At 36.1% G+C, this 20,042-nt stretch carries 14 protein-coding genes and 1 riboswitch; of the genes, 1 reads left to right on the top strand and 13 read right to left on the bottom strand.

Annotated elements, in window-relative coordinates; all coding sequences use genetic code 11:
• Positions 1-6: 6 nt before the first annotated feature.
• Positions 7-1,500 carry a RagB/SusD family nutrient uptake outer membrane protein gene (locus tag VUJ46_RS16990; RefSeq protein ID WP_326981912.1) on the bottom strand — a complete coding sequence of 498 codons (1,494 nt, stop codon included), beginning with the start codon at positions 1,498-1,500 and terminating at the stop codon, positions 7-9.
• A gap of 16 nt (positions 1,501-1,516) precedes the next feature.
• Positions 1,517-4,426: a SusC/RagA family TonB-linked outer membrane protein gene (locus tag VUJ46_RS16985; RefSeq protein WP_326981911.1), complete on the bottom strand. Its 2,910-nt coding sequence runs from the start codon at positions 4,424-4,426 to the stop codon at positions 1,517-1,519.
• A gap of 83 nt (positions 4,427-4,509) precedes the next feature.
• A riboswitch (SAM riboswitch) is annotated at positions 4,510-4,607 on the bottom strand.
• Between the two features lie 399 nt (positions 4,608-5,006).
• On the opposite strand from VUJ46_RS16985, the gene VUJ46_RS16980 reads away from it, so the two are divergent.
• Positions 5,007-5,414 (top strand): type II 3-dehydroquinate dehydratase, encoded by a 408-nt coding sequence (locus VUJ46_RS16980; RefSeq protein ID WP_326981910.1) that lies wholly within the window; start codon positions 5,007-5,009, stop codon positions 5,412-5,414.
• Between the two features lie 127 nt (positions 5,415-5,541).
• Here the strand turns inward: VUJ46_RS16980 and pckA are convergent, their stop codons facing one another.
• The 11 genes from pckA to VUJ46_RS16925 form a co-directional block, all read right to left on the bottom strand.
• Positions 5,542-7,161, bottom strand: a complete 1,620-nt coding sequence (gene pckA / locus VUJ46_RS16975; RefSeq protein ID WP_326981909.1) for a phosphoenolpyruvate carboxykinase (ATP) — start codon at positions 7,159-7,161, stop codon at positions 5,542-5,544.
• A 128-nt stretch (positions 7,162-7,289) separates the two neighbouring features.
• Positions 7,290-8,195 (bottom strand): GYDIA family GHMP kinase, encoded by a 906-nt coding sequence (locus VUJ46_RS16970; RefSeq protein ID WP_326981908.1) that lies wholly within the window; start codon positions 8,193-8,195, stop codon positions 7,290-7,292.
• Positions 8,196-8,203: 8 nt separating this feature from the next.
• A complete protein-coding gene (gene fabD, locus VUJ46_RS16965; protein ID WP_267405562.1) occupies positions 8,204-9,079 on the bottom strand; it encodes an ACP S-malonyltransferase in 876 nt (291 codons plus the stop codon).
• Positions 9,080-9,129: 50 nt separating this feature from the next.
• Positions 9,130-11,061, bottom strand: a complete 1,932-nt coding sequence (locus VUJ46_RS16960) for a LysM peptidoglycan-binding domain-containing protein (RefSeq protein ID WP_326981907.1) — start codon at positions 11,059-11,061, stop codon at positions 9,130-9,132.
• A 536-nt stretch (positions 11,062-11,597) separates the two neighbouring features.
• Entirely contained in the window at positions 11,598-12,272 is a 675-nt protein-coding gene (locus tag VUJ46_RS16955; RefSeq protein WP_326981906.1) for a lytic transglycosylase, read from the bottom strand.
• Between the two features lie 38 nt (positions 12,273-12,310).
• Entirely contained in the window at positions 12,311-13,903 is a 1,593-nt protein-coding gene (gene bshC / locus VUJ46_RS16950; protein ID WP_326981905.1) for a bacillithiol biosynthesis cysteine-adding enzyme BshC, read from the bottom strand.
• Between the two features lie 13 nt (positions 13,904-13,916).
• Positions 13,917-15,863 (bottom strand): putative porin, encoded by a 1,947-nt coding sequence (locus VUJ46_RS16945; RefSeq protein ID WP_326981904.1) that lies wholly within the window; start codon positions 15,861-15,863, stop codon positions 13,917-13,919.
• Positions 15,864-15,984: 121 nt separating this feature from the next.
• On the bottom strand, positions 15,985-16,665 hold the full coding sequence (locus VUJ46_RS16940) for a hypothetical protein (protein ID WP_326981903.1): 681 nt from the start codon (positions 16,663-16,665) through the stop codon (positions 15,985-15,987).
• Between the two features lie 181 nt (positions 16,666-16,846).
• Positions 16,847-17,605, bottom strand: coding sequence for a transposase (locus VUJ46_RS16935; protein ID WP_326981902.1), 759 nt, complete (start codon positions 17,603-17,605; stop codon positions 16,847-16,849).
• Positions 17,602-18,063, bottom strand: coding sequence for a hypothetical protein (locus VUJ46_RS16930; protein ID WP_326981901.1), 462 nt, complete (start codon positions 18,061-18,063; stop codon positions 17,602-17,604). Before VUJ46_RS16930 ends, VUJ46_RS16935 begins: the two co-directional genes overlap by 4 nt.
• Positions 18,064-18,234: 171 nt before the next feature.
• Positions 18,235-20,031 carry a RagB/SusD family nutrient uptake outer membrane protein gene (locus tag VUJ46_RS16925; RefSeq protein WP_326981900.1) on the bottom strand — a complete coding sequence of 599 codons (1,797 nt, stop codon included), beginning with the start codon at positions 20,029-20,031 and terminating at the stop codon, positions 18,235-18,237.
• Positions 20,032-20,042 lie beyond the last annotated feature (11 nt).

The following is a 20,042-nucleotide window of genomic DNA, read 5'->3' as shown; positions in this document are numbered from 1 at the left end:
AATTCTCTACAACCCCAGATTATTCTCCACTTCCTTCTGCGGAATCGTAAACAAATAATACCTGCTATTTGGAGCAAAAGAAGACTGATCAGGAAAAGCATAAATCGTGTGCCCTCTTCCGGCTACATTTTTCACCGTTCCGTCGGGAGTGGTAATTTGCACCTGAATTGAGGAACCATCTGCATTCGTGAAAGGTTTTCTCACGACCGTTCCCTGCGTTCTGATGATGTCGGATAACGAAAATCCTTCGCCGAACAATTCTTTTCTTCTTTCAATTAAAACTTCTTTAATCACATCATTTTGGGCTAAAGAACCTGAATATTGATTAGCATTTCTCGCCGATTTCAATTGATTTAAAACGGTTACCGCATTGGTTACATTTCCGTTTCGGGCTTCGGCTTCGGCTTCAATGAGATACATTTCGGCCGCTCTCATATAGACGATATCAGCAATTAAATTCGCTTTAAATTTAAACTTCGCATATCTCAAGAGCCCTTCCCTACCCGGAAGTCCGTCCCATGAAAACAAAGAATAACGAATATCATTTGTATCAAACAAATCTTTAAAATATGGATCTGCCATGAAACTGTAATAATAACTTCCCGAAGACGAAACATCTAAAAAGTGGAAAGCATAACTCTCACTGGATTGCTCCTGCGTTTGCCCATGACCCCAAATCCACTCTCCGTTGCTGATGTCATTGAAACCTTCTTTATACTTTTCAGCCGTCATTAAGGCGTAGCCGTTTCTTGCTACTTTTGCGGCAGCAGCAGCTTTTGCCCAATCTCCTGTATTCAGATAGGTTCTTGCCAGCAATCCATTAACTACCGATCTGTCGATTTTATCTTTATTGTTTCTCGTGTAGTTCTGAAGTAATTGATCAGCATCTGTTAAATCACTTTTAATCAGCGTATAAATTTCTTCTAAAGTCGCTCTTTTATTGGGCTTAGATTCAGTAGTTGTAGGTTCTGTATAAATCGGAGCCGTTAAAGCCGTTTTATCTTTTAAATAACTAAACTGATAAAAACTCGCCAAATTCAGATAACAAAAAGCTCGAAGCGTCTTTGCCTGACCTTTTACCTGATCTTTTTTTGCCTGACTTCCCTCTGCGGCATCAATTCTGGTAATCACATTATTCATGTTGTTGATGGTAGAATACAGCAAACTCCAGATGAAAAGTGCACGACTTCCTGTATTATTGCTCAAGTCTGAAAATGTATAAGCCGTTGGAAAACCATATTTATTGGTTAAAACTGCTACATCACTTCCCATTGCGTCACTCGTTCTCAACACGGTTGAATATCCGATGTTGGAATATGTTGTACCATCATCATTAAATTTCGCCCAAGTTCCATTGATTACTGTTTCGGCATTATCAGCCGTTTTAAAAACTTCTGCTTCGTTAGCCTGATTGGTTGGTGCCGTTTCCAGTTCGCTTTCACAGCTTGCCAGAGATAAGGTCGCGATAATGGCAAAAGATAGATATTTTATTTTTTTCATTGTTTTAATTTTAAGTTTAAAGCGTCGCCTGAAGTCCGAAAGTGATGGTTCTCATCGCCGGATATCTGTAATACGTTGTTCCGTCTAAAGATTGCTCAGGATCCATTCCTTTATGTTTGTAAAACGTGAGTAAATTTTCTCCCTGAACATAAACTCTAAAGTTTTTCAAGCCTAATTTTTCAAAATAATTCGATGGAAGCGTATATCCGATGCTCACATTTTTCAATCTTGCATAGGTTGCAGAATATAAAAATCTCGATGAGGTTGAAGTCCAGTTATTGGTCGTCGTGCTCAAAATCGGAACATCCGTATTTGTATTTTCAGGTGTCCATCTGTTGACCATTTCGGCGCTCCATGCACGTCCTGCCAAATTCCCGTTGGACATGATGGATGTATAATCGGTATCCAAAATCTTTCCTCCTAATCTGAAAGTCAGTAAAGCTGAAAGGTCGAAGTTTTTATAATTCAAACTTGTCGTTAATCCACCCATTAATTTAGGAAGTGCCGAACCCTGAATTTCTCTTGCTGCTTTAGCATATTCAGAAGTTGTACCTTCTACCGTTTGTCCGTTGGCATCTGTTGTAATGGTTTTCCATAAAGGTTTTCCATTAGTCGGATCCACGCCTACCCAAGTCGGAAGATAGAAATCGTATACTGAACCACCTACAGTTAATAATTTTGTGCCACTGATGATAGAAGGCTGAGGCAGTTTTGTGATCTTGTTGTTTAATGTACTTAAATTTACATCAACATTCCATTGAAAATCGTCGGTTTTCACAGGTGTTGTGAATAATGAAAATTCAAAGCCGGTATTCTGCATCGTTCCGATATTGGCCTGAAATCCTGTAAATCCTAAAGACGGAGCTAACGGCATTTCAAAAAGCAAATCCTGACTTTCACGCTTGAAATATTCTACATTACCTTTAATTCTGTTGTTCAGAATCGCAAATTCAAGTCCTATATTTAAATTAAGATTCGTTTCCCATTTCAAATTTGGTGTCGGAAGACTGCTTGCAACGGTTCCCGCTTCTCCTAAATTGTTGTAAAATCGATATAAACTCTGATAAGCATAATAGGTTTTAAGCTTGTCATTTCCCTGACCTCCGTAACTTGCACGTAGTGTCAGCTGATTGAATATATTTAAATCTTTAATAAAATTTTCACTCGACGCTTTCCACGAACCACCTACAGACCAGAAAGTTCCCCAACGGTTATCTTGAGAGAATCTCGAAGAAGCATCTGACCTTACCGATCCGGAAATGAAATATTTATTCTGATAATCGTATTCTGCTTTACCTAAGAAACTTAGCAATCCCAACTGATCGCTGTTTCCCGTGAAACCGCCAAATAAAGCCGCTGCATCTGGTTCGTAATAATAAGGAAGTGAAAACTGAGATCTGTTTCCTGAAATCGTTTGATATTCATAATGATAAAACTCCTGCCCTGCCAATAAATTCACATGATGCTGACCAAATTTTTTATCGTACGTTAAAATATTACTTGTGGTATAAGAAAGCGTTCTCGAATTTGTTTTCGTAACAGAACCTCCAATTTCAGTTCCTTGTCCTAACAAAGAATTGGTATAATAATGTCCGTTATAATTCACCAAATCAACTGAAAAACTGGTCTTAAATTTCAATTCAGGCAAAAACGTAAACTCAGCAAAACCTTTTCCTGAAAAGTTATCTTCTCTGTTTTCGTTTTTATCTAAAGGTAAAGTTGCTGCTAAATTCTGATTTTGCAAGGCGCTGGTTGGTCTGTATTTTCCGAAATCATAAATATAATTTCCTCCTGCATCAAGTTTATAACTTCCATCGGTATTTCTTTCATAGTAAGGATAAAATGAAGGAATGATACGCCCGACGTTAATAATATTTTCAGAACTTGAATCCGAAGAAGCCGGAGCCAATTGCACGCTGTTGGTAAAGCTTAAATTCGCACCAACATTTAGCCATTTTTTAACTTCAGAATTTAATTTTAATCTTGTACTGTACTTTTTGAAACCAGACTCTATGGCAATTCCTTTATCATCAAGATAACCTAACGAGAAATAGTAATTACTCTTTTCGTTTCCGCCACTGAAATCCAAATCAACCTGATTTCTAGAAGCCACACGCTGAAGAACATCCGCCCAATTGTCGTTCCACAAAGCTTTTGCACCTGCCAACAATTTTCCGTCTGTTCCTACAGGTTTTGCAAAACTGGCTCCGTAAGGATTGATTCCCAAAGCATTCACCAAACCGTCTGTTGCCATCTGAGCTGCCTGCTGTGGAGCAATATTATTCGCAACATAGCCGTTTCTCATGGCCTCCCAATACAATTCAAAATACTGATCGGTATTTACCTGTGCATAATCTTTTACCGCTCTCGAAGAAAAACCCTGACTGATATTAAAATTGATCTTTGATTCTCCTTTTTTACCCGATTTTGTGGTGATGATGATTACCCCGTTTGCTCCTCTTGAACCATACAAAGCACTTGCAGAAGCATCTTTAAGCACACTCATCGATTCAATATCATTTGGGCTGATGGTGTTGATATTTCCGTCAAAAGGAAGTCCGTCTACCACATACAAAGGATCGCTTGAAGCACTTACAGAACCAATCCCGCGAATACGAACCGAAGCCACAGACCCTGGTTGCCCAGAAGCACTTACCGCCTGAAGCCCGGGAACCTGACCTTCCAACGCTTTTGTAATATTGGTAACAGGTCTGTTATTGATTTTATCACTGGAAATTGTGGAAACCGAACCTGTATAGCTGTTTCTTTTCGCTTTTCCATAAGCCACAACAACTACTTCGTCTATCTCTTTTTCCTTCAGGGTATCTTTTTTTATTTCCTGACCTTGTACTCCGATAATTCCCAGGAAAAATACCGCGACAGGTGGAATCCAAATCTTAGAATTAAATGAATTTTTATTAATCATAATCAATTTTGTTTAACATTAATTAAAAATCAACCTTTTACAAAAAAGACAACAACAAGCACCAATAAATATGATTAAATTATTGCTTATCTTTCCTTTTTAAGGCTGAATGTAACACCTTGCCTCACGCAGGTTGTTAAGATTTCACAGGGTCAGTTCCCTCCATCTTTCTTTATAAGCCGATCGAAATATGTTTGCAAATCTAAAAACAAATAGTCTACAAAACAAGTAGACTTTAAAATTTTTGATTATAATTTTATGAAAATTATGTTAAATTTATTTTAAAAACCTTCAAAATAGACAGTTATATAAATTGTTAAATTTTTAAATATGAGAAATATCATTAAAAATAATGTAATGAATGAAATTGCTTTTAAAGCTACACTATACGTAAAATGTAATCCATACGATCCTCGTCACTTCAAGTAGATTTTTGAAAAAAATCGTATCGAGAAGTTTTGTTGCGAAGTCGAATTTTGGCTTTAGAATATCGGTTCTCGATACATTTTTCTCCGCTGCGCTGCGAAAAATACTCGAACTGACGGAGCGGAAATTCAAAAAAAGTTTTTAATTTTATGATATGAAAATTTTAATTGTAAACGGTCCTAATCTTAATCTGTTAGGTACCCGAGAACCTGAAATTTACGGAACGGTAACGATGGAGGATTATTTACAGAAATTACAATCTGAATTTCCTATCCATGAAATATCTTATTATCAATCAAATATTGAAGGTGAATTGATTAACCGTCTTCAGAAAGATGATTTTGATGCTTTGGTGATTAATCCGGGAGCGTTTACTCATTATTCTTATGCTATTACCGATTGTTTAAAGAATATTCAGAAGCAGAAAATTGAAGTTCACATTAGTAATATTTACAAGAGAGAAGAATTTCGTCAGAAGTCGGTAACGGCAGCAAATTCTGATGCGGTTTTATCCGGTTTTGGAATGAATGGATATCGATTGGCAATTTTGAGTTTGAAGTAATTTATGCTTTGAGAAGCTCAGCATGATATTACTAATACTATCTTTTGTATTTGTAATTAGTCATACAATACCTTTCAACGCAGCTAAAAGCATAAAAAAAGCCTCATCAATGATGAGGCTTCCTAATTTAGTTAATTGCTTGTTCCTGTAACTGAGGACCTGAAGCGATAAGCTTTTTGCCCTCTTCGGTGTTACAATATTGTTCAAAGTTTTTGATATATCTTGAAGCTAAGTCTTTCGCTTTTTCTTCCCATTCAGAAACTTCGTTATATGTATTTCTTGGATCTAGAATGCCTTCAGAAACGTTTGGCAATTCTGTAGGAACTTCAAGATTCATAATTGGAATTCTTGTTTTCGGAGCATTTTCAATAGATCCATCGATGATGGAATCAATGATCGCTCTTGTGTCTTTTAGAGAAATTCTTTTTCCTGTTCCGTTCCAACCTGTGTTTACCAGATACGCTTTAGCGCCGTGTTCTTTCATTTTACCGATCAATGTTTTTGAATACATTGTTGGGTGCAATGTTAAGAATGCCTCACCAAATGCCGGCGAAAATGAAGGTTGAGGTTCTGTAATTCCTCTTTCTGTTCCGGCTAACTTTGAAGTATACCCACAAAGGAAGTGGTACTGTGCCTGATCTTCATCCAAAATAGAAACCGGAGGCAATACGCCGAAAGCATCTGCAGAAAGATAAACGATCTTGCTCGCGTGTCCTGCTTTTGAAGGCAAAACAATTTTATTAATATTGTAAATAGGATAAGAAACTCTCGTGTTTTCTGTGATAGATCCGTCTGTATAATCAGCAATTCCGTCATGAACTACTACGTTTTCAAGAAGCGCATCTCTTTTAATTGCTCGGAAAATATCCGGCTCTTTTTCTTCTGAAAGGTCAATTACTTTTGCATAGCAACCTCCTTCATAATTGAATACTCCATTGTTGTCCCAACCATGCTCATCATCACCGATCAGATATCTTTTCGGATCTGCAGACAAAGTGGTTTTCCCTGTTCCTGAAAGACCGAAGAAAAGAGCAACATCTCCTTCTTCACCTACGTTTGCAGAACAGTGCATAGAAGCCATCCCTTTCAAAGGAAGGTAATAATTCATCATGGCAAACATTCCTTTCTTCATTTCTCCACCATACCAGGTTCCTCCAATGATCTGAAGCTTTTCGGTAAGGTTGAACATCACGAAGTTTTCAGAGTTTAATCCTTGCTCTTCCCAGTTCGGATTTGTCGTTTTAGATCCATTGATGACTGTAAAATCAGGTTCTCCAAAGCTTTCCAACTCATAATGAGAAGGACGGATGAACATATTCGTAACGAAATGCGCCTGCCACGCTACTTCAACGATGAACCTTACTTTTAATCTCGTGTCTGTATTCGTTCCGCAGAATGCATCTACCACATAGATTTTTTTTGCACCAGAAAGCTGGTTCAGCACTAAGTCTTTACAAGACTGGAAAATTTCCGGAGAGGTTGGCAAGTTTACTTTACCGTCCCAAAAAATCGTGTCTTTTGTAACATCATCCTGAACAATAAACCTGTCTTTAGGTGAACGACCTGTGAAAATTCCTGTTTTTACTGATACTGCACCAGATTCCGTAAGCTCAGCTTTCTCAAAGCCTTGATTTTCAGAAGAAACTTCAGCCTGATATAATTCTTCATACGAAGGATTATAAATGACCTCATAACTTCCTTTAATCCCTAGTTTTTCTAAATCCTGGATGATTTTAGCGTGTTTCATTTTACTTATATTTTCTATTTCAATATTAGGGTTCAACAAAATTAATATTAATTAATTGTTAAAAGTGATTTAAATATAATGATATAAGTCAGAATGGCAAATAAAAAAACAAGTTTATAACAAACTGATTACAAACTAATTAAATCTTTCCAATTGAAAATTGTGCGAAAACCTTTCTCCCAAAAATAGTCCTCAAAGCCATCAAATTTTGAGCTCATGACAAAATCTCCACCCCAAGCTCCCAAACTTTTCACAAAAACGGGGATGTCCTCAAAGAAACGCTCTCTAACTGTAGGAATTTCAAGGAATTTCGAAATTTGTTGCTCATGAATTAACATTAGTTCAGAAAAATTTTCCAATTCGTTACATACTAAAATATTTCTTGTAAGATTCGAAAATTCATCAACCAATTTTTGAGACTTTGTTTTAGACTTGTAAAAATTGATTCCTTCACGGCTATCCTGCTTCTGATTTAAATGAATAAAAATAAGTTCATCTTTAAAAGAAGGTTTGAAATTCGTCCTTTCATATGTAATCTCAGGTTTGCTTTGAAACAGCACTGCAGATTTCTCTTTTGCCACCGCAATATCGTATCCGCTGCCGCCTAAACTGATTGAATTTAAATAAAAAGGATCAATCTCCGCCCATTCCGCAAGATTGGTCATCAGCGTAGAACTGCTTCCCAAACCGTAATCTGCAGGAAACTGAAGGTTGGTTTTTAAATGATAACTAAAATCGTTCTTGAATTTGATTGTAGAAAGTGACTGAACATTTTTTAAGGTTTTTAAAATAAATTCAGCACTGGAAATACTATTGGTTTCGATGATCTGCCAGTTTTTGTAATCAATGACAGCCTTTAACCATAATTTGTTTTGATGATAGGCTTCCCAGAAAATAAGAGAATTCCCATCGTAATTTTCTTCAAAGTAAAACTCTTGTCCCAGCTTGGTAGGTACCGCTAAGACAAGAGCTCCATCCATTGCGAAATATTCTGAAGTAAGCATCAGCTTTCCCGGTGAAAATATCTCGCCCATATTTTTATTTAGATTGCAGAAGCAACAGATACAGATCCGTCAATTTTCTTGATCAATCCCTGAAGGGTTTTCCCAGGACCTACTTCAATGAAGTTGTTAGCCCCGTCTTTGATCATATTCTGAACAGACTGCGTCCATTTTACAGGACCTGTCAATTGTGCAATAAGATTATTTTTAATCTCATCAGGATCAGTAATCGCGGTAGTCGTGATATTCTGATAAACTGGGATTGTTGCTTTTCTGAATTTTGTTTTTTCAATCGCAGAAGCCAGTCTCTCTTGTGCAGGTTGCATCAATGGAGAATGGAAAGCACCGTTTACAGGTAGCAATAATGCTCTTTTTGCTCCGGCTTCTTTTAATTTTACACAAGCTTCTTCAACTGCCGTTGTTTCACCGGAAATTACCAATTGTCCGGGACAGTTGTAATTTGCAGGAACCACAATACCGCTGATCGTAGCACAAATTTCTTCCACTTTAGCATCTTCCAATCCTAAAATTGCCGCCATAGAACTTGGATTGGCATCGCAAGCTGCCTGCATTGCTTTTGCTCTTTCGGAAACCAGTTTCAAACCGTCGTCAAAAGATAAAACGCCATTGGCAACCAATGCTGAAAATTCTCCTAAAGAATGTCCTGCCACCATTTCAGCGCCAAGACCGTTCACCGCTTTAAGAGCCGCTACTGAATGTATAAAGATTGAAGGTTGCGTAACCTCAGTTTTCTTAAGGTCTTCATCCGCTCCATTAAACATAATAGAAAGAATATCGAAACCTAAAATTTCATTGGCAGATTCCATTAAGTCCTTAATGTCTTTTCTAGAATCGTATAATTCTTTTCCCATTCCTACGAACTGAGAACCCTGCCCAGGAAATACAAGTGCTTTCATTTAGTAATTTAAAATATTTTGCAAATATAAATATAATGTTAATAATATCCTTACGGAACCAATCTGATTACTCTATAACCAGTATTTACATAAGCACCATTTGCTTTGGCTTTTACAAACTCAAACTTGGTAGCCAGCTGAGTCTGAACCTTATTCATCTGTTTGAAAATTTCTCCTTTTTTATTTTCTCTGGTTAACATATCGTTCACAACATCGAAACCAACAATGGCATATTTAGGAGGTGTTTTACAATATTTGCTTTTATAAGCCGCCAGAATTTCTTTTTCAAAACTTCCGTCGGTATTGATCTTTCTGTCCATCAAATAAACCAAATTGGCCTGGCTAAGATCATCCACTTTTCTTTCAAAGCTTGGAGCATAATACATACTGAATGCTTTTACGCCCTGAACTTCTTTAGATAAAGCGATCACTTTATTGGAGAACGCTTCACCCGCCGCCGAATCATCATTTGCCAAAATCGCGATTACCGGAGCAGACTGCCCTGTCATCATATTTTGATCCAGCTGAATATCTGCCGGAGAATTCACAATCGTTATCGTTGGGCTTTTCAAAGTTTTTTCAAGACCAGCTTTAATGTAATTGGCATTTTCTTTTTTAGCACCTGCCACCACATAGATTTTTTGATCTGAATAAGAAGCCTTCACTTCCTCAACAATTTTATCAGCATACGTTTGATCATTTGTTTCAACGATAATCAAATTGCTGTAGTTATATAATTCCGGAGAGTTGGCAAAAGGTGCCACAATCGGGATTTTTTGATTTTTAGTAAAGTCAAGAACATCTACCACATTCGACTTGAAGAACGGGCCGATAATTAAATCTGTATTATCAGGATGCAACTGAGTCAGAGAATTTCTGAAAGTTGCTTCGTTTCCTGAGTCTACTATTTTCACCTCAAGTTTCTGTCCGTTTCGCGCATTTCTTTCAATCGCCAATTTCGCTCCCGTAAGGAAATCCATCGCCATGGCTCTGTACTGTGTTTCGTTGGTACTGTATCCGAAAGGAAGCATCAAGACAACACTTAGCGCATCCCCGTTTTTTTTCACGTAAGCTGGATCCAGCTTTTTGATCTTTAAAACCATTCCGGTCTTCAAACCATGAGAAAGATCAGGGTTTAGTGCAATTAATTCATCAATTGAAATTCCGTATTTATTCACAATGGAGAATACGGTATCACCCTGCTGAACGGTATATGTTACAAAATCATCAGCAATAGCCGTTGCATTGGCTGAAGATCTTTCGTTTCCTGAATCTACCTTTGTTTTTGAATTAGAAGAAGAGTCAGCAACCGGAGTTGTATTTGATTTTTTTATGATAATGCTTTCTCCAGGTTTCAATCCTTTTTCCTCCAATCCCGGATTCAAAGCGAAAAGTTCCTGCTGAGAAATAGAAAACTGTTTAGAAATCCTGTAATAATTATCTTTTGGCTGAACAACATACTTTTCACCAACCGCAGTTGAAGCCGGCATTTCTTCTCTTGCCTGTTCCACGGGATCAGGTGTTGAAACTGCTGCTACAGCCTGCTCGCCACCATATTTTTTAATGCTTTCAAGAGGTAAAGTGATCTCGTCACCAATTTTCATGTGAGAATCCAGTTCGGGATTCAGTTTTCTAAGATCAGTTTCCGAAATACGATATTGCTTGGTTATTCCGTAGATGGTTTGTTTAGGCTGCAAAATAATTTTTCCAACCTGCGAAGTACCGGTTGCTTTAGGCTTTTCAGCAGCTGCCGTTTTTGGAGCTGAGCTTGTTGCTTTATCACTCTTTACGGATAAAACATCACCAATTGCCAATTTGCCGTCTTTAAACTTCGGATTCATTTTAAGCAATTCATCTACAGTCATTCCGTATCTTTTTGCAATATTATAAGGATTATCTCCTTTTGCAACGGTGTGGGATTTCTGAGCAGATACTCCCAAAACCATACATAAACCGGATAGAATAAAAAACCTCTTTATCATAGTCGATCATTATAATGTACAAAAATACTTCTTTCAAATTAAATAACAATACCTATTAATTTTGAAAATCTCAATAGTAATAGAAAAGCTCATCATAAATGGATAAAAATAATCAAATCATTTTATCTTATACGGAGTCGCTGGAAAATTTAACGGAAATATATACATTATTATTTTGAATTAATTTTCCCTTTTTTGCATTCTCAGAAACCAGCTGCCCATTCCCTGTCCCGGTTTCTCCTCAAGTGTTCAAATAAAAAAACAACTCAGAATCTGTTTATACAAATTTAAAAAAAGAACTATAAAAAGAGATAAAAAATTTTACTGAAAAGTCTAAACGGATTTTTAAAATAAAACACTGAGGCGAAAAATACATTTTGAGGTAAAACAAGACTTAGCGCTTTTTTTTGTATCGAAATATCTATTGTGAGATGGCGCTTGATTTTTGATTTTTTAAGGTTCTTTCTATCCTATTCTAATAATAATAATAATAATAATGAAAAAAAAACCTGGCGTAATGCCAGGTCTATGTATGATCAGAATGTAAGACGTGATTCTTTGGTATTTTTTATTTTTTCGATCGGCAAAATAATTTCTCCCTCCACTTTTATTTTGGACTCTAAATCCGGATTAAGCTCCTTAAGTTCAGATTCTGAAATATTATAATGGCTGGCTATGTTTTTAATAACCTGATTGCGGTTTAAAATAATTTTAGCCAACGAGATCTGATGGTCATTTTTTTTGTTCTCTGACTCTTTTTTAGCCTTTGCCATTCCTTTTTCCCATGCTTTCTGCATAGCCACTTCGTATTCCACAATATTTTCATTAGGTAATACAATTTTACCACCAGGTTTAAGCTGGGCATCAAGATCGGGATTTAAAACCCTTAAGTCTTTCTCAGAGATATGATAGTCTTTCATAATATCAGAGCATTTCACGGTGCTTTTGAGGGTAATATTGCTGAACTGTGAGGCAATGGTTGATCTGCCTTGCACGATATCCTTTCCCTTGTTGTTCAATTTTAAAACATCTCCAACCTGCAGCTGTCTTTCCTGAAATCTAGGATTAAGTTTTAATAAATCATTTACGGAAGTACCATATTGCTTGGCAATGCTGTACATATTATCTCCCTTTACAGCGGTGTGAGTGGTCTGCGCAGAAACGATGCCATACAGCAAAACAATGCATGTGGTAAGAAATCTCTTTGTCATCATAAAAAATTTAATATTAGTTTACAATATTAAATTTTTTATGAACAAATAGCAACAATAACCAACTGAGATTCTGTAATTTCTAATCTTTCCAAACAATTCTCAATCCAGGGATTTCCATAATCTGAGAAGAAAACACTAAAATTATAAACCCTTTCCTGCCAATTCTTAGAAGGATGTACATCTAAAAATAGATTTTCTAGTCTTTCCAACATTTCTCTCTGCTTTATTTTTTCTGCATGAAGGAGACGTTTTTTCATCCTTTTGAATGATTTTAACTGTCGTATTTCCTCTGCTTTTACCATATTTCCGAACGACGGATCGGTATTTTCAGCAACAGACTTCAGTTCTTTGAAATTATTGACCAGGTTTTTCTCTTTTTCTTCCAACAATTTCAGAATGGCATTATCATCGAGTATTTTATTATTGGTGATGGCTGCAAAATTTTTGAAAAAGTCTTCCACATTCAGATTAAGCTTCTTCATTTTCCCAATGGTTTTTTCTTTCAGGAATAATATGGAGTTGCGTGGAATCAGAATAGGAAAAGGAATATCGATGGTGTTGAAATAATCTTTCAGTTCAAGCCAGTACATGATTTCGGCGTTTCCTCCGATATAAGCCAAATTCGGCAACACGGTTTCCTGATATACCGGGCGCATTAATGCATTCGGACTGAATTTTTCGGGATAATTTTCAAGCTCATTAAGAATTTCGTCTTTCGTGAACTGAATATTTGTATCTACCACTGTATATTTTATACCGTCAAAGTCAATCCTGTTTCTGGTTTCAGAAAGATAGAATAAATTAATTTCACGTGGATTTACCTGAACTTTCCCATACTTCGCGGTCAAAAAATCAACTTTTTCTTTTGAGTTTTTATATAAGCTAAAATTGAGAAGTTCATCTTTAAAAGTAGCTTTTATCTGATCTTTAAGCCCTGAAGAATCGCCATCTAAAATCAACAGTCCAAAGTCTGAAAATAATCGGTTCACCAAAATTTGGATGGCCTGTGTAAAAGTATTTCCCACTTTATAGGCCTCTTTCAGCATTAAAATTAATTCAGTTCCGAAAACAGAATCTTTATATTCCTTTTCAAATTCAGAAATAAAAAAAGTATCGTTGATCTCAATTCTTCCGACCGCACCCCCCGATTTCTCGTTGATCTCGTAATAATTATTTTCTGTTTTAAAATGATTGATCTCCGCAAAGTCATGGTCTTCCGAAGCCATCCAATAAATAGGTACAAAATTAAAATCCGGGAAATTCTGTTTTAAATAGGAACAGGTTTTTATCGTCTGTAAAATTTTATACACGAAAAAAACGGGTCCCGAGAATAAATTTAACTGATGGCCCGTAGTAATCGTAAAAGTATTGGGCTGCCTTATCTGGTCTCTATACTCTTTTTGTGTAGAAGACAGTTCAAGATGCGAAAGCTGTCCTTCTAAAACATCTGCCAGAATATTCCTTTGCTCTGAAGTAAAAGAATTCTGTTTTTTATGAATTTGATTTTTAAAATGATCTAAAGAAAACGTATTTTCTTCAAATCCCTCAATATTCTGATTTAAAAAATCTTTTACCAACTGAGGAATACTTTCGATATCTTTAAATGATATTTTATTTATAGTTTTCAAACTGATGTAAGTTTTAATTGAACATATACCAAACAATTCCGATATTTAACCTGAAGTCATACACCGGATAATGCGGAAATGCATATGCTTTATTACTTGAAATGGCGGATCCCACCTGCTGACCTTCGATAAAGAAGAACATTTTTTTAATCTTCATGTTAAAATAAACATCTACCATAGGCTGTCCGCCGATGGAGAATGAGTTGGAACCCGGCAAAATATACTCGTTAATGATCGGGAAATAATCTCTTGAGGCAAACTTTGAAAAATAGTATACCTTAACCCCCGTCTGAACCTCGGCTGCTTTTTTAAACCATTTCCCCTGATAGAAAATATTGGCTCTCCCGATAAATCCCGGCATCGGATAAAGATCTTTATTTGTCAGCGCATTCTGAAACTGCAGTCTGGTGTTCAAATGAAAATTCCCGTAGCTGAATGTAGCATCCCCTCCGATCTGAGAAATATTAAGCGAGCTTTCGCTCTGTTTTGGCTGCCCGCTGCTGTCAAAATAGGTATAATTATCAATTCTGAAGTAATTGGCAAACAATTCGGTTTTGAACCATTTTAAATTGATATTACCTCCAATTTCCGTGATCGACTGGTTTTTCGCATCCTGCAGATAATAGTTAAATTTATTATAGACTGACGTATTTAAAAGATAATTGAAGCTTGGATAAACGCTTTGGAAGTTCACTTTCGCATTTACAAAATAGTCTTTAATCGGCTCAAATCTTAAATTGTTGGTTGTTTTCAGATAATTTCCAAACTCGCTTCCTTTTGAAAACTCTAAAAATGAATTAAGATTAACTTTATCAAACAGCTTTACTTCTAAATTCCCGACCGCACCCAATCTGTTTTCTTTAAGCTTTGTCGGGTAAACGGTATTGTTTATTGTAATTCCGTTTTCCAGTCCGAATTCAAGCATCTGATAGCGTACTCCGGCATCCAGTTTTAAGTTTTCCTTATCGAAAACCAAACTTACCGTATTGCTCAGATTATTAGAAAATTTCTGAGTCCCCAGCGTATACCCATTAACCAGTTCATTAGTATTGGTATACCAATAGCCTTCCAATGCACTTTGATGATAGAAATATTTATTTCCCTGATGAAAAATGGTATGTCTGATCCTGAACGGAAATTTTTCAGCATTAAAAGGGGTAAACTGATGGCTTAAATAATATCTTCGATAGGAAAACTGAGAGCTTGAACCCGATAGATTTACCTGCATATTCTGTCGGTTACTGGAGTTGCTGTCGCCATCCTGAAAAAGATCATCACGCGCAATCCCCCCATTTTCCTGATTGTTTACGTTTTGGTGTAAATAATGCGCAAACAATTCATAATTTCCGCTTTTGGAGATATAATGTCCCGAAAATAAAGTATTATTATTCGCGGCCAGTGAATTTCTATATAATCCCTGAGAACGAAGTCCCATATACTCTACCGCAAAGTTGAATCTCTTTCCTATATTCTGGGTGTAGGTAGACTTTAAGGCGGCACCGTTTCTCATGGTGTTATGATAAACGAAAGTCGCCGTCGGGGTTTTTACATCGTAATACTGAATATCATTGATCCCCAGAATTCCATAGGACTTATTGGTCGGAAGCAATGACAGATTCTGCTCAGCATTGACCTCAAAGGATAAAGGATTAAACCCTGCCCCCACATTGGCAAACTGTGCTCTTCCGAAGTTATCTTTATTGTTGTACTGTGTAAAGATATACGTTTTGTCAAATGACATCACCGTATCGTACACCTTTTTTTCAGAAAACTGTGTCTGATACTGATAATCATTTATAGTGGGTTTAAATATTTTTAAGGAATCTTTCTTCCCGGAGTCGATCACCAATGTATCTTTCGCTGCGATTTTCTTATCCAGCCTGTTAGAGTCTGTTTTATTAATGACCTGCGCGTGAGTGATACCTGCGAAGAAAATTATGATGAGAAATAGGTATTTCATTATTCTTTTTTGTACAGCAAAAATAAGAAATAAAAGGAAATAACAATTGACCAAAAAAAGGATCTCAATGCTTTACCCCAAATAAAAAACACTTCCATGATCATGAAAGTGTTTTTTTTATTTATTGGTTTAGGAAATTAACAAGTTTTACTAAATCTTCTTCCTTATTAAATTTTATTTTATTTGATTTAACAAACTGAGAAATAGCATCTTTTTTTTCGGGAATAAGAGCAATAATCTCTTTTTCATTTTTGGGTTTTTTCACAAACTTCTCATTAATTGCAATATAATAAACCGGATCCAATGTTTTAAATGAGGCTGGTCTGTCCGTTGCATAAGAATTTGTAGCCGGAACGACATCTATAAACTTTGTCTTAATTTTTTTATACAAAGCATTTTTACCATTAACAAGTTCAAAAAAATAACCCGTTAAATCATCATGGGTATCTAATCTAACCAATACTGATTTAGGAGATACGATATCGATCTTTGAGAAAGTCTCCTCATTTGGCAAAACCATTGTTTTACCATCTTTCTGGAACTCTATTTCGTCTTTCAAGGAATTATATCTTACAGGTACGCTTTCATGAGTTCCTTCAATTTTAGCAAGACTAAAATTTTTATTTAAATAGGGAGAACCTGTAATTTCGTCATAATTTAACATTCTACCTGCACTATTAGATTTTATATTATAGAATACATCTCTGGTGCCTCCTGCCATATTTGTCGAAATGGTATTGGCTTGAGAATACAAGAAATTAATAGATCCTACAAATAATAAGGCCGTTATTACGTTTTTCATTTGGTATTGATATGTTTTTAGTTAATTGTCCAAAAGTACAACTATTCTTCAATTAACACCTATTTATACTAAACAAATTGGAAATTTATTTTGGTCACTATCCATTAATAATTTACCTGCTTATATAAACAAAAAAACCGCCCAAAAGGTTAGTCGTGGTCGGAAGAAATTCCGACCATTTTTATGTTTTAAATACTTTAGCAGGATCACCACCTGCGAAGACGATTAAAATCGCGGTAATCATATCTCGAAGTTCCATTGTGATGCGCCTTTTTGCGGTTTTATAACCTAAACTGTTTGCTTTTTTATAGATTAATAACAACATAGAAGCAATCATTGTCATATAAACCATTACTTCAATTCCGTTTTTATTGAGTAAAATAAGATGGCTTAAATTAAGCTCCTGTTTCATAAACCTGAAAAACACTTCAATATCCCATCTTTTACGGTAGTAATCCGATATTTCTCTTGCAGAGAGCTCAAACTCATTGGTTAGAAACCAAAATTCTTTGTTTGTTTTTTCATTTTTGATGACCAGCAAGCGAAAACAGGTCTCTACTTTTTCTTCCCGATAATGGATGTTTCCACGCTTGTTTTGGATAGGTTTTCCGGTATAAAGTTTTACTTTACTGTCTTTGATAACTTTCCAGTCATTCCATTTTAGAATATTTTCTGTTTCAAGAAAAGATTCAATCTCTTCAAATTTTTTGTTTTCTTTGGAGCGAATAATAAATTTCATGCACTTCTCTTCAAACTCTTTCATCGTTCTGGTGGATTGCAATCCCCTGTCTATGGTATAAATATTATGGTGATGTTCTTCTTTTTTTATCTGTTTCAAAACAGCTTCGGCAAGTGCATTGTCTTCTGCCGAATATTTTTGTCCCGTAAAAACCTCTACTGCCGAAGGTAAAATTCCATCAAACGAAAAACTGAATTTCACCAGCTTTTTCCTACTTTCTGATCGATTCCTTCTTTGAGCTTATTACAGGTATCTGCAACAATAGTGCTGTCTACTCTGATTAAGTTGTATTTTTCGATTTCGGTCTTAGAATAAAGTTCCGAAAATCTTGTGTACATATGCTCATAGATCTCTTTGAAATAATTAGAATCGATTCTGGAAAGTCTCTCTGAGATTGAGCTTCTTCGAATTTTCTCTGCTTCCCCCAAAACAAAAAGTGCTTTGAACCCGCTGCTGTTAAATGTATCTTCCAAAGTTCTCTGACTTAGTTTTTCGTTATCAAAGATGCAGAACAAGAGAAGATAGAACATTTTTTTGCCGTGCAAAACCTTACTGTAATGATCCACTTTAGTAGTAGCCGAAAGATGGCTTAAAAGGGCTTCCGGAATAAATTCTAAAACGTCCTTGAGGGATATTTTATGATCTTTAAAAACTGACATAAATAGTTGATTATCAACTGTAAAGATAAGGAATTAAACTATAATAAACAAGTTAAAAAACTGACAATCAAATATTTAAGGTAATTTTACTTATGGTGATAAAACAAAAAGGTCGGAAGAAAAATCTTCCGACCATGACTACCCAAAAGGGCGGCTTTTCTTATAAAAATCTTAGTTATTATAACCTGGATTTTGTTGAGCATTCGGGTTAGCCGAAATTTCAGACAATGGAATTGGCAATGTATATCTGTAATCGCCATTCTCAAGGTTAGAAGTTAATACAATATCATCCGTATTATTTCTATCCATTTTAACACCCGCTTTAACCGCTAAACGTTTTAAATCTATCAGACGGTGACCTTCAAGAGCAAGTTCCATACGTCTTTCTTTTAGTATACCCGCCCAAGCTGCCTGAGCAGTTGCATAAACAGGCAATACAGCAGTCCCTCTGAAGTTTCTAGCATCTTTGATAGCCTTAATATAATCAGCAGCAACAGTTAGCTGCCCATCATTAACAGCACATTCAGCTAAGATAAAATACATTTCTGAAAGTCTGAATAATTTAATATCATTTCGTACGTTAGTACCTGCTTTGCCAGGATATTTATCTATAACCAAACGATCCGTCATTCTAGTTTGACCTAAATTATTTGGATACAAACTTGCATAATTCGTATTTGCAGATGTTGTAGGGTCTCTGTTGGTCAGGAATCTAACATCCCCTTTAGCTCCAACGTTTGCTCCCGTAACATCTCCATACTCTTCTAGGAATAGATTATACAAATTACGTCCCCAGAACCACATAGGAGCACCACTAAGTGAAGAACTATTTGTATTCCAAACAGATCCAATAGGCTGTCCGTTTCCTCCTAGAGCAATACGTCCTAAAGATAAAATTGACTCTCCTCTATTCTGATCAACCCACATCTGACGATAAGGATTGAATGATGTTCCTACATTTGTTGTTAACTGTCCATAGAATGAATTTCTCCATGCCCCACCATTATTAGCTGCAACTGGAGGAAGCTGATTACCATCCGAATCAGTTAAAGGAACTCCATTTGCATCAGTCAACGTAATAGTAGCCGGATTCTCTTGCCCATCAATAACATAGTCTCTTGGTAATCCACTAGGGTTTCCTGCATGATATGAGCTAGTAATTGGATTATTCATAGTAATAGGTGTTGCTTTGGTTAAACCAAAACCTCCTGCAGAAGCAGCATTAACGACAGCAGTCGCATATGTTTTAGCTTGTGCATAATCACCTTTATATAAGAAATATCTAGCAGAAATAGCATTTACAGCACTTTTGCCAATAAAATACTGATTGGTACCTTCAGCTGTTAGTGTATTCCTTGCAAATGTTAAATCAGCTTCAATAAATGCATAAATATCTGAATTTTTTACTCTCGGAAGTTTGGCATCAAGATCTGGAACGTCCTTAACTAAAAGTACTCCTAAAGCATTTGGATCTTTCATATCCGTAGAAAATAGTGATTCAAGCTGTAAATATGCATAAGCTCTCATCGCTCTAGCCTGAGCAACGATTTGGTTTAATCTTGTCTGATCTGCGTCACTTGACGTTGTAATCCCTTCGGCACCTCTTACAAGACGATTCACATGGTTAATTACGGCATAATTATTCTGCCAGATTTCGGCAACTCTAGGCTCTTGGGATGTTAAAAAGTAACGGTGTAAAGAAAATTCCTGACCACCACTGGAAGATCCAGGCTTGACCTCATCCGAAAGCACAGCAGATACGTGAATTGGGTACTGAGGTTCTAATGTACCGTATACGTTACCCATCATGTAATTGTATAAAGCATCGGTGGTTTTAAATGGCGTTCCGTCATCCTCAACTGTACCTGGTTGTAAGTTGGTTTCCAGTGCATCACTACAGCTCTGCAATGCCCCCATAGACACTAAAACAGAACCAATTATAGATATATTTAAAATTAATTTTTTCATTTCAACTTATT

This window comes from Chryseobacterium sp. MYb264 (assembly GCF_035974275.1).
Lineage (GTDB): Bacteria > Bacteroidota > Bacteroidia > Flavobacteriales > Weeksellaceae > Chryseobacterium.
Note: the sequence above shows the minus strand (reverse complement) of the source record. Positions and strands in the feature narration are given on the sequence as shown.

What these genes read in the sequence shown, in the direction of transcription:
- VUJ46_RS16990 (WP_326981912.1), bottom strand. Translation starts at nt 1,500, where the DNA reads ATGAAAAAAATAAAATATCTATCTTTTGCCATTATCGCGACCTTATCT.
- VUJ46_RS16985 (WP_326981911.1), bottom strand. Translation starts at nt 4,426, where the DNA reads ATGATTAATAAAAATTCATTTAATTCTAAGATTTGGATTCCACCTGTC.
- VUJ46_RS16980 (WP_326981910.1), top strand. Translation starts at nt 5,007, where the DNA reads ATGAAAATTTTAATTGTAAACGGTCCTAATCTTAATCTGTTAGGTACC.
- pckA (WP_326981909.1), bottom strand. Translation starts at nt 7,161, where the DNA reads ATGAAACACGCTAAAATCATCCAGGATTTAGAAAAACTAGGGATTAAA.
- VUJ46_RS16970 (WP_326981908.1), bottom strand. Translation starts at nt 8,195, where the DNA reads ATGGGCGAGATATTTTCACCGGGAAAGCTGATGCTTACTTCAGAATAT.
- fabD (WP_267405562.1), bottom strand. Translation starts at nt 9,079, where the DNA reads ATGAAAGCACTTGTATTTCCTGGGCAGGGTTCTCAGTTCGTAGGAATG.
- VUJ46_RS16960 (WP_326981907.1), bottom strand. Translation starts at nt 11,061, where the DNA reads ATGATAAAGAGGTTTTTTATTCTATCCGGTTTATGTATGGTTTTGGGA.
- VUJ46_RS16955 (WP_326981906.1), bottom strand. Translation starts at nt 12,272, where the DNA reads ATGACAAAGAGATTTCTTACCACATGCATTGTTTTGCTGTATGGCATC.
- VUJ46_RS16945 (WP_326981904.1), bottom strand. Translation starts at nt 15,863, where the DNA reads ATGAAATACCTATTTCTCATCATAATTTTCTTCGCAGGTATCACTCAC.
- VUJ46_RS16940 (WP_326981903.1), bottom strand. Translation starts at nt 16,665, where the DNA reads ATGAAAAACGTAATAACGGCCTTATTATTTGTAGGATCTATTAATTTC.
- VUJ46_RS16930 (WP_326981901.1), bottom strand. Translation starts at nt 18,063, where the DNA reads ATGTCAGTTTTTAAAGATCATAAAATATCCCTCAAGGACGTTTTAGAA.
- VUJ46_RS16925 (WP_326981900.1), bottom strand. Translation starts at nt 20,031, where the DNA reads ATGAAAAAATTAATTTTAAATATATCTATAATTGGTTCTGTTTTAGTG.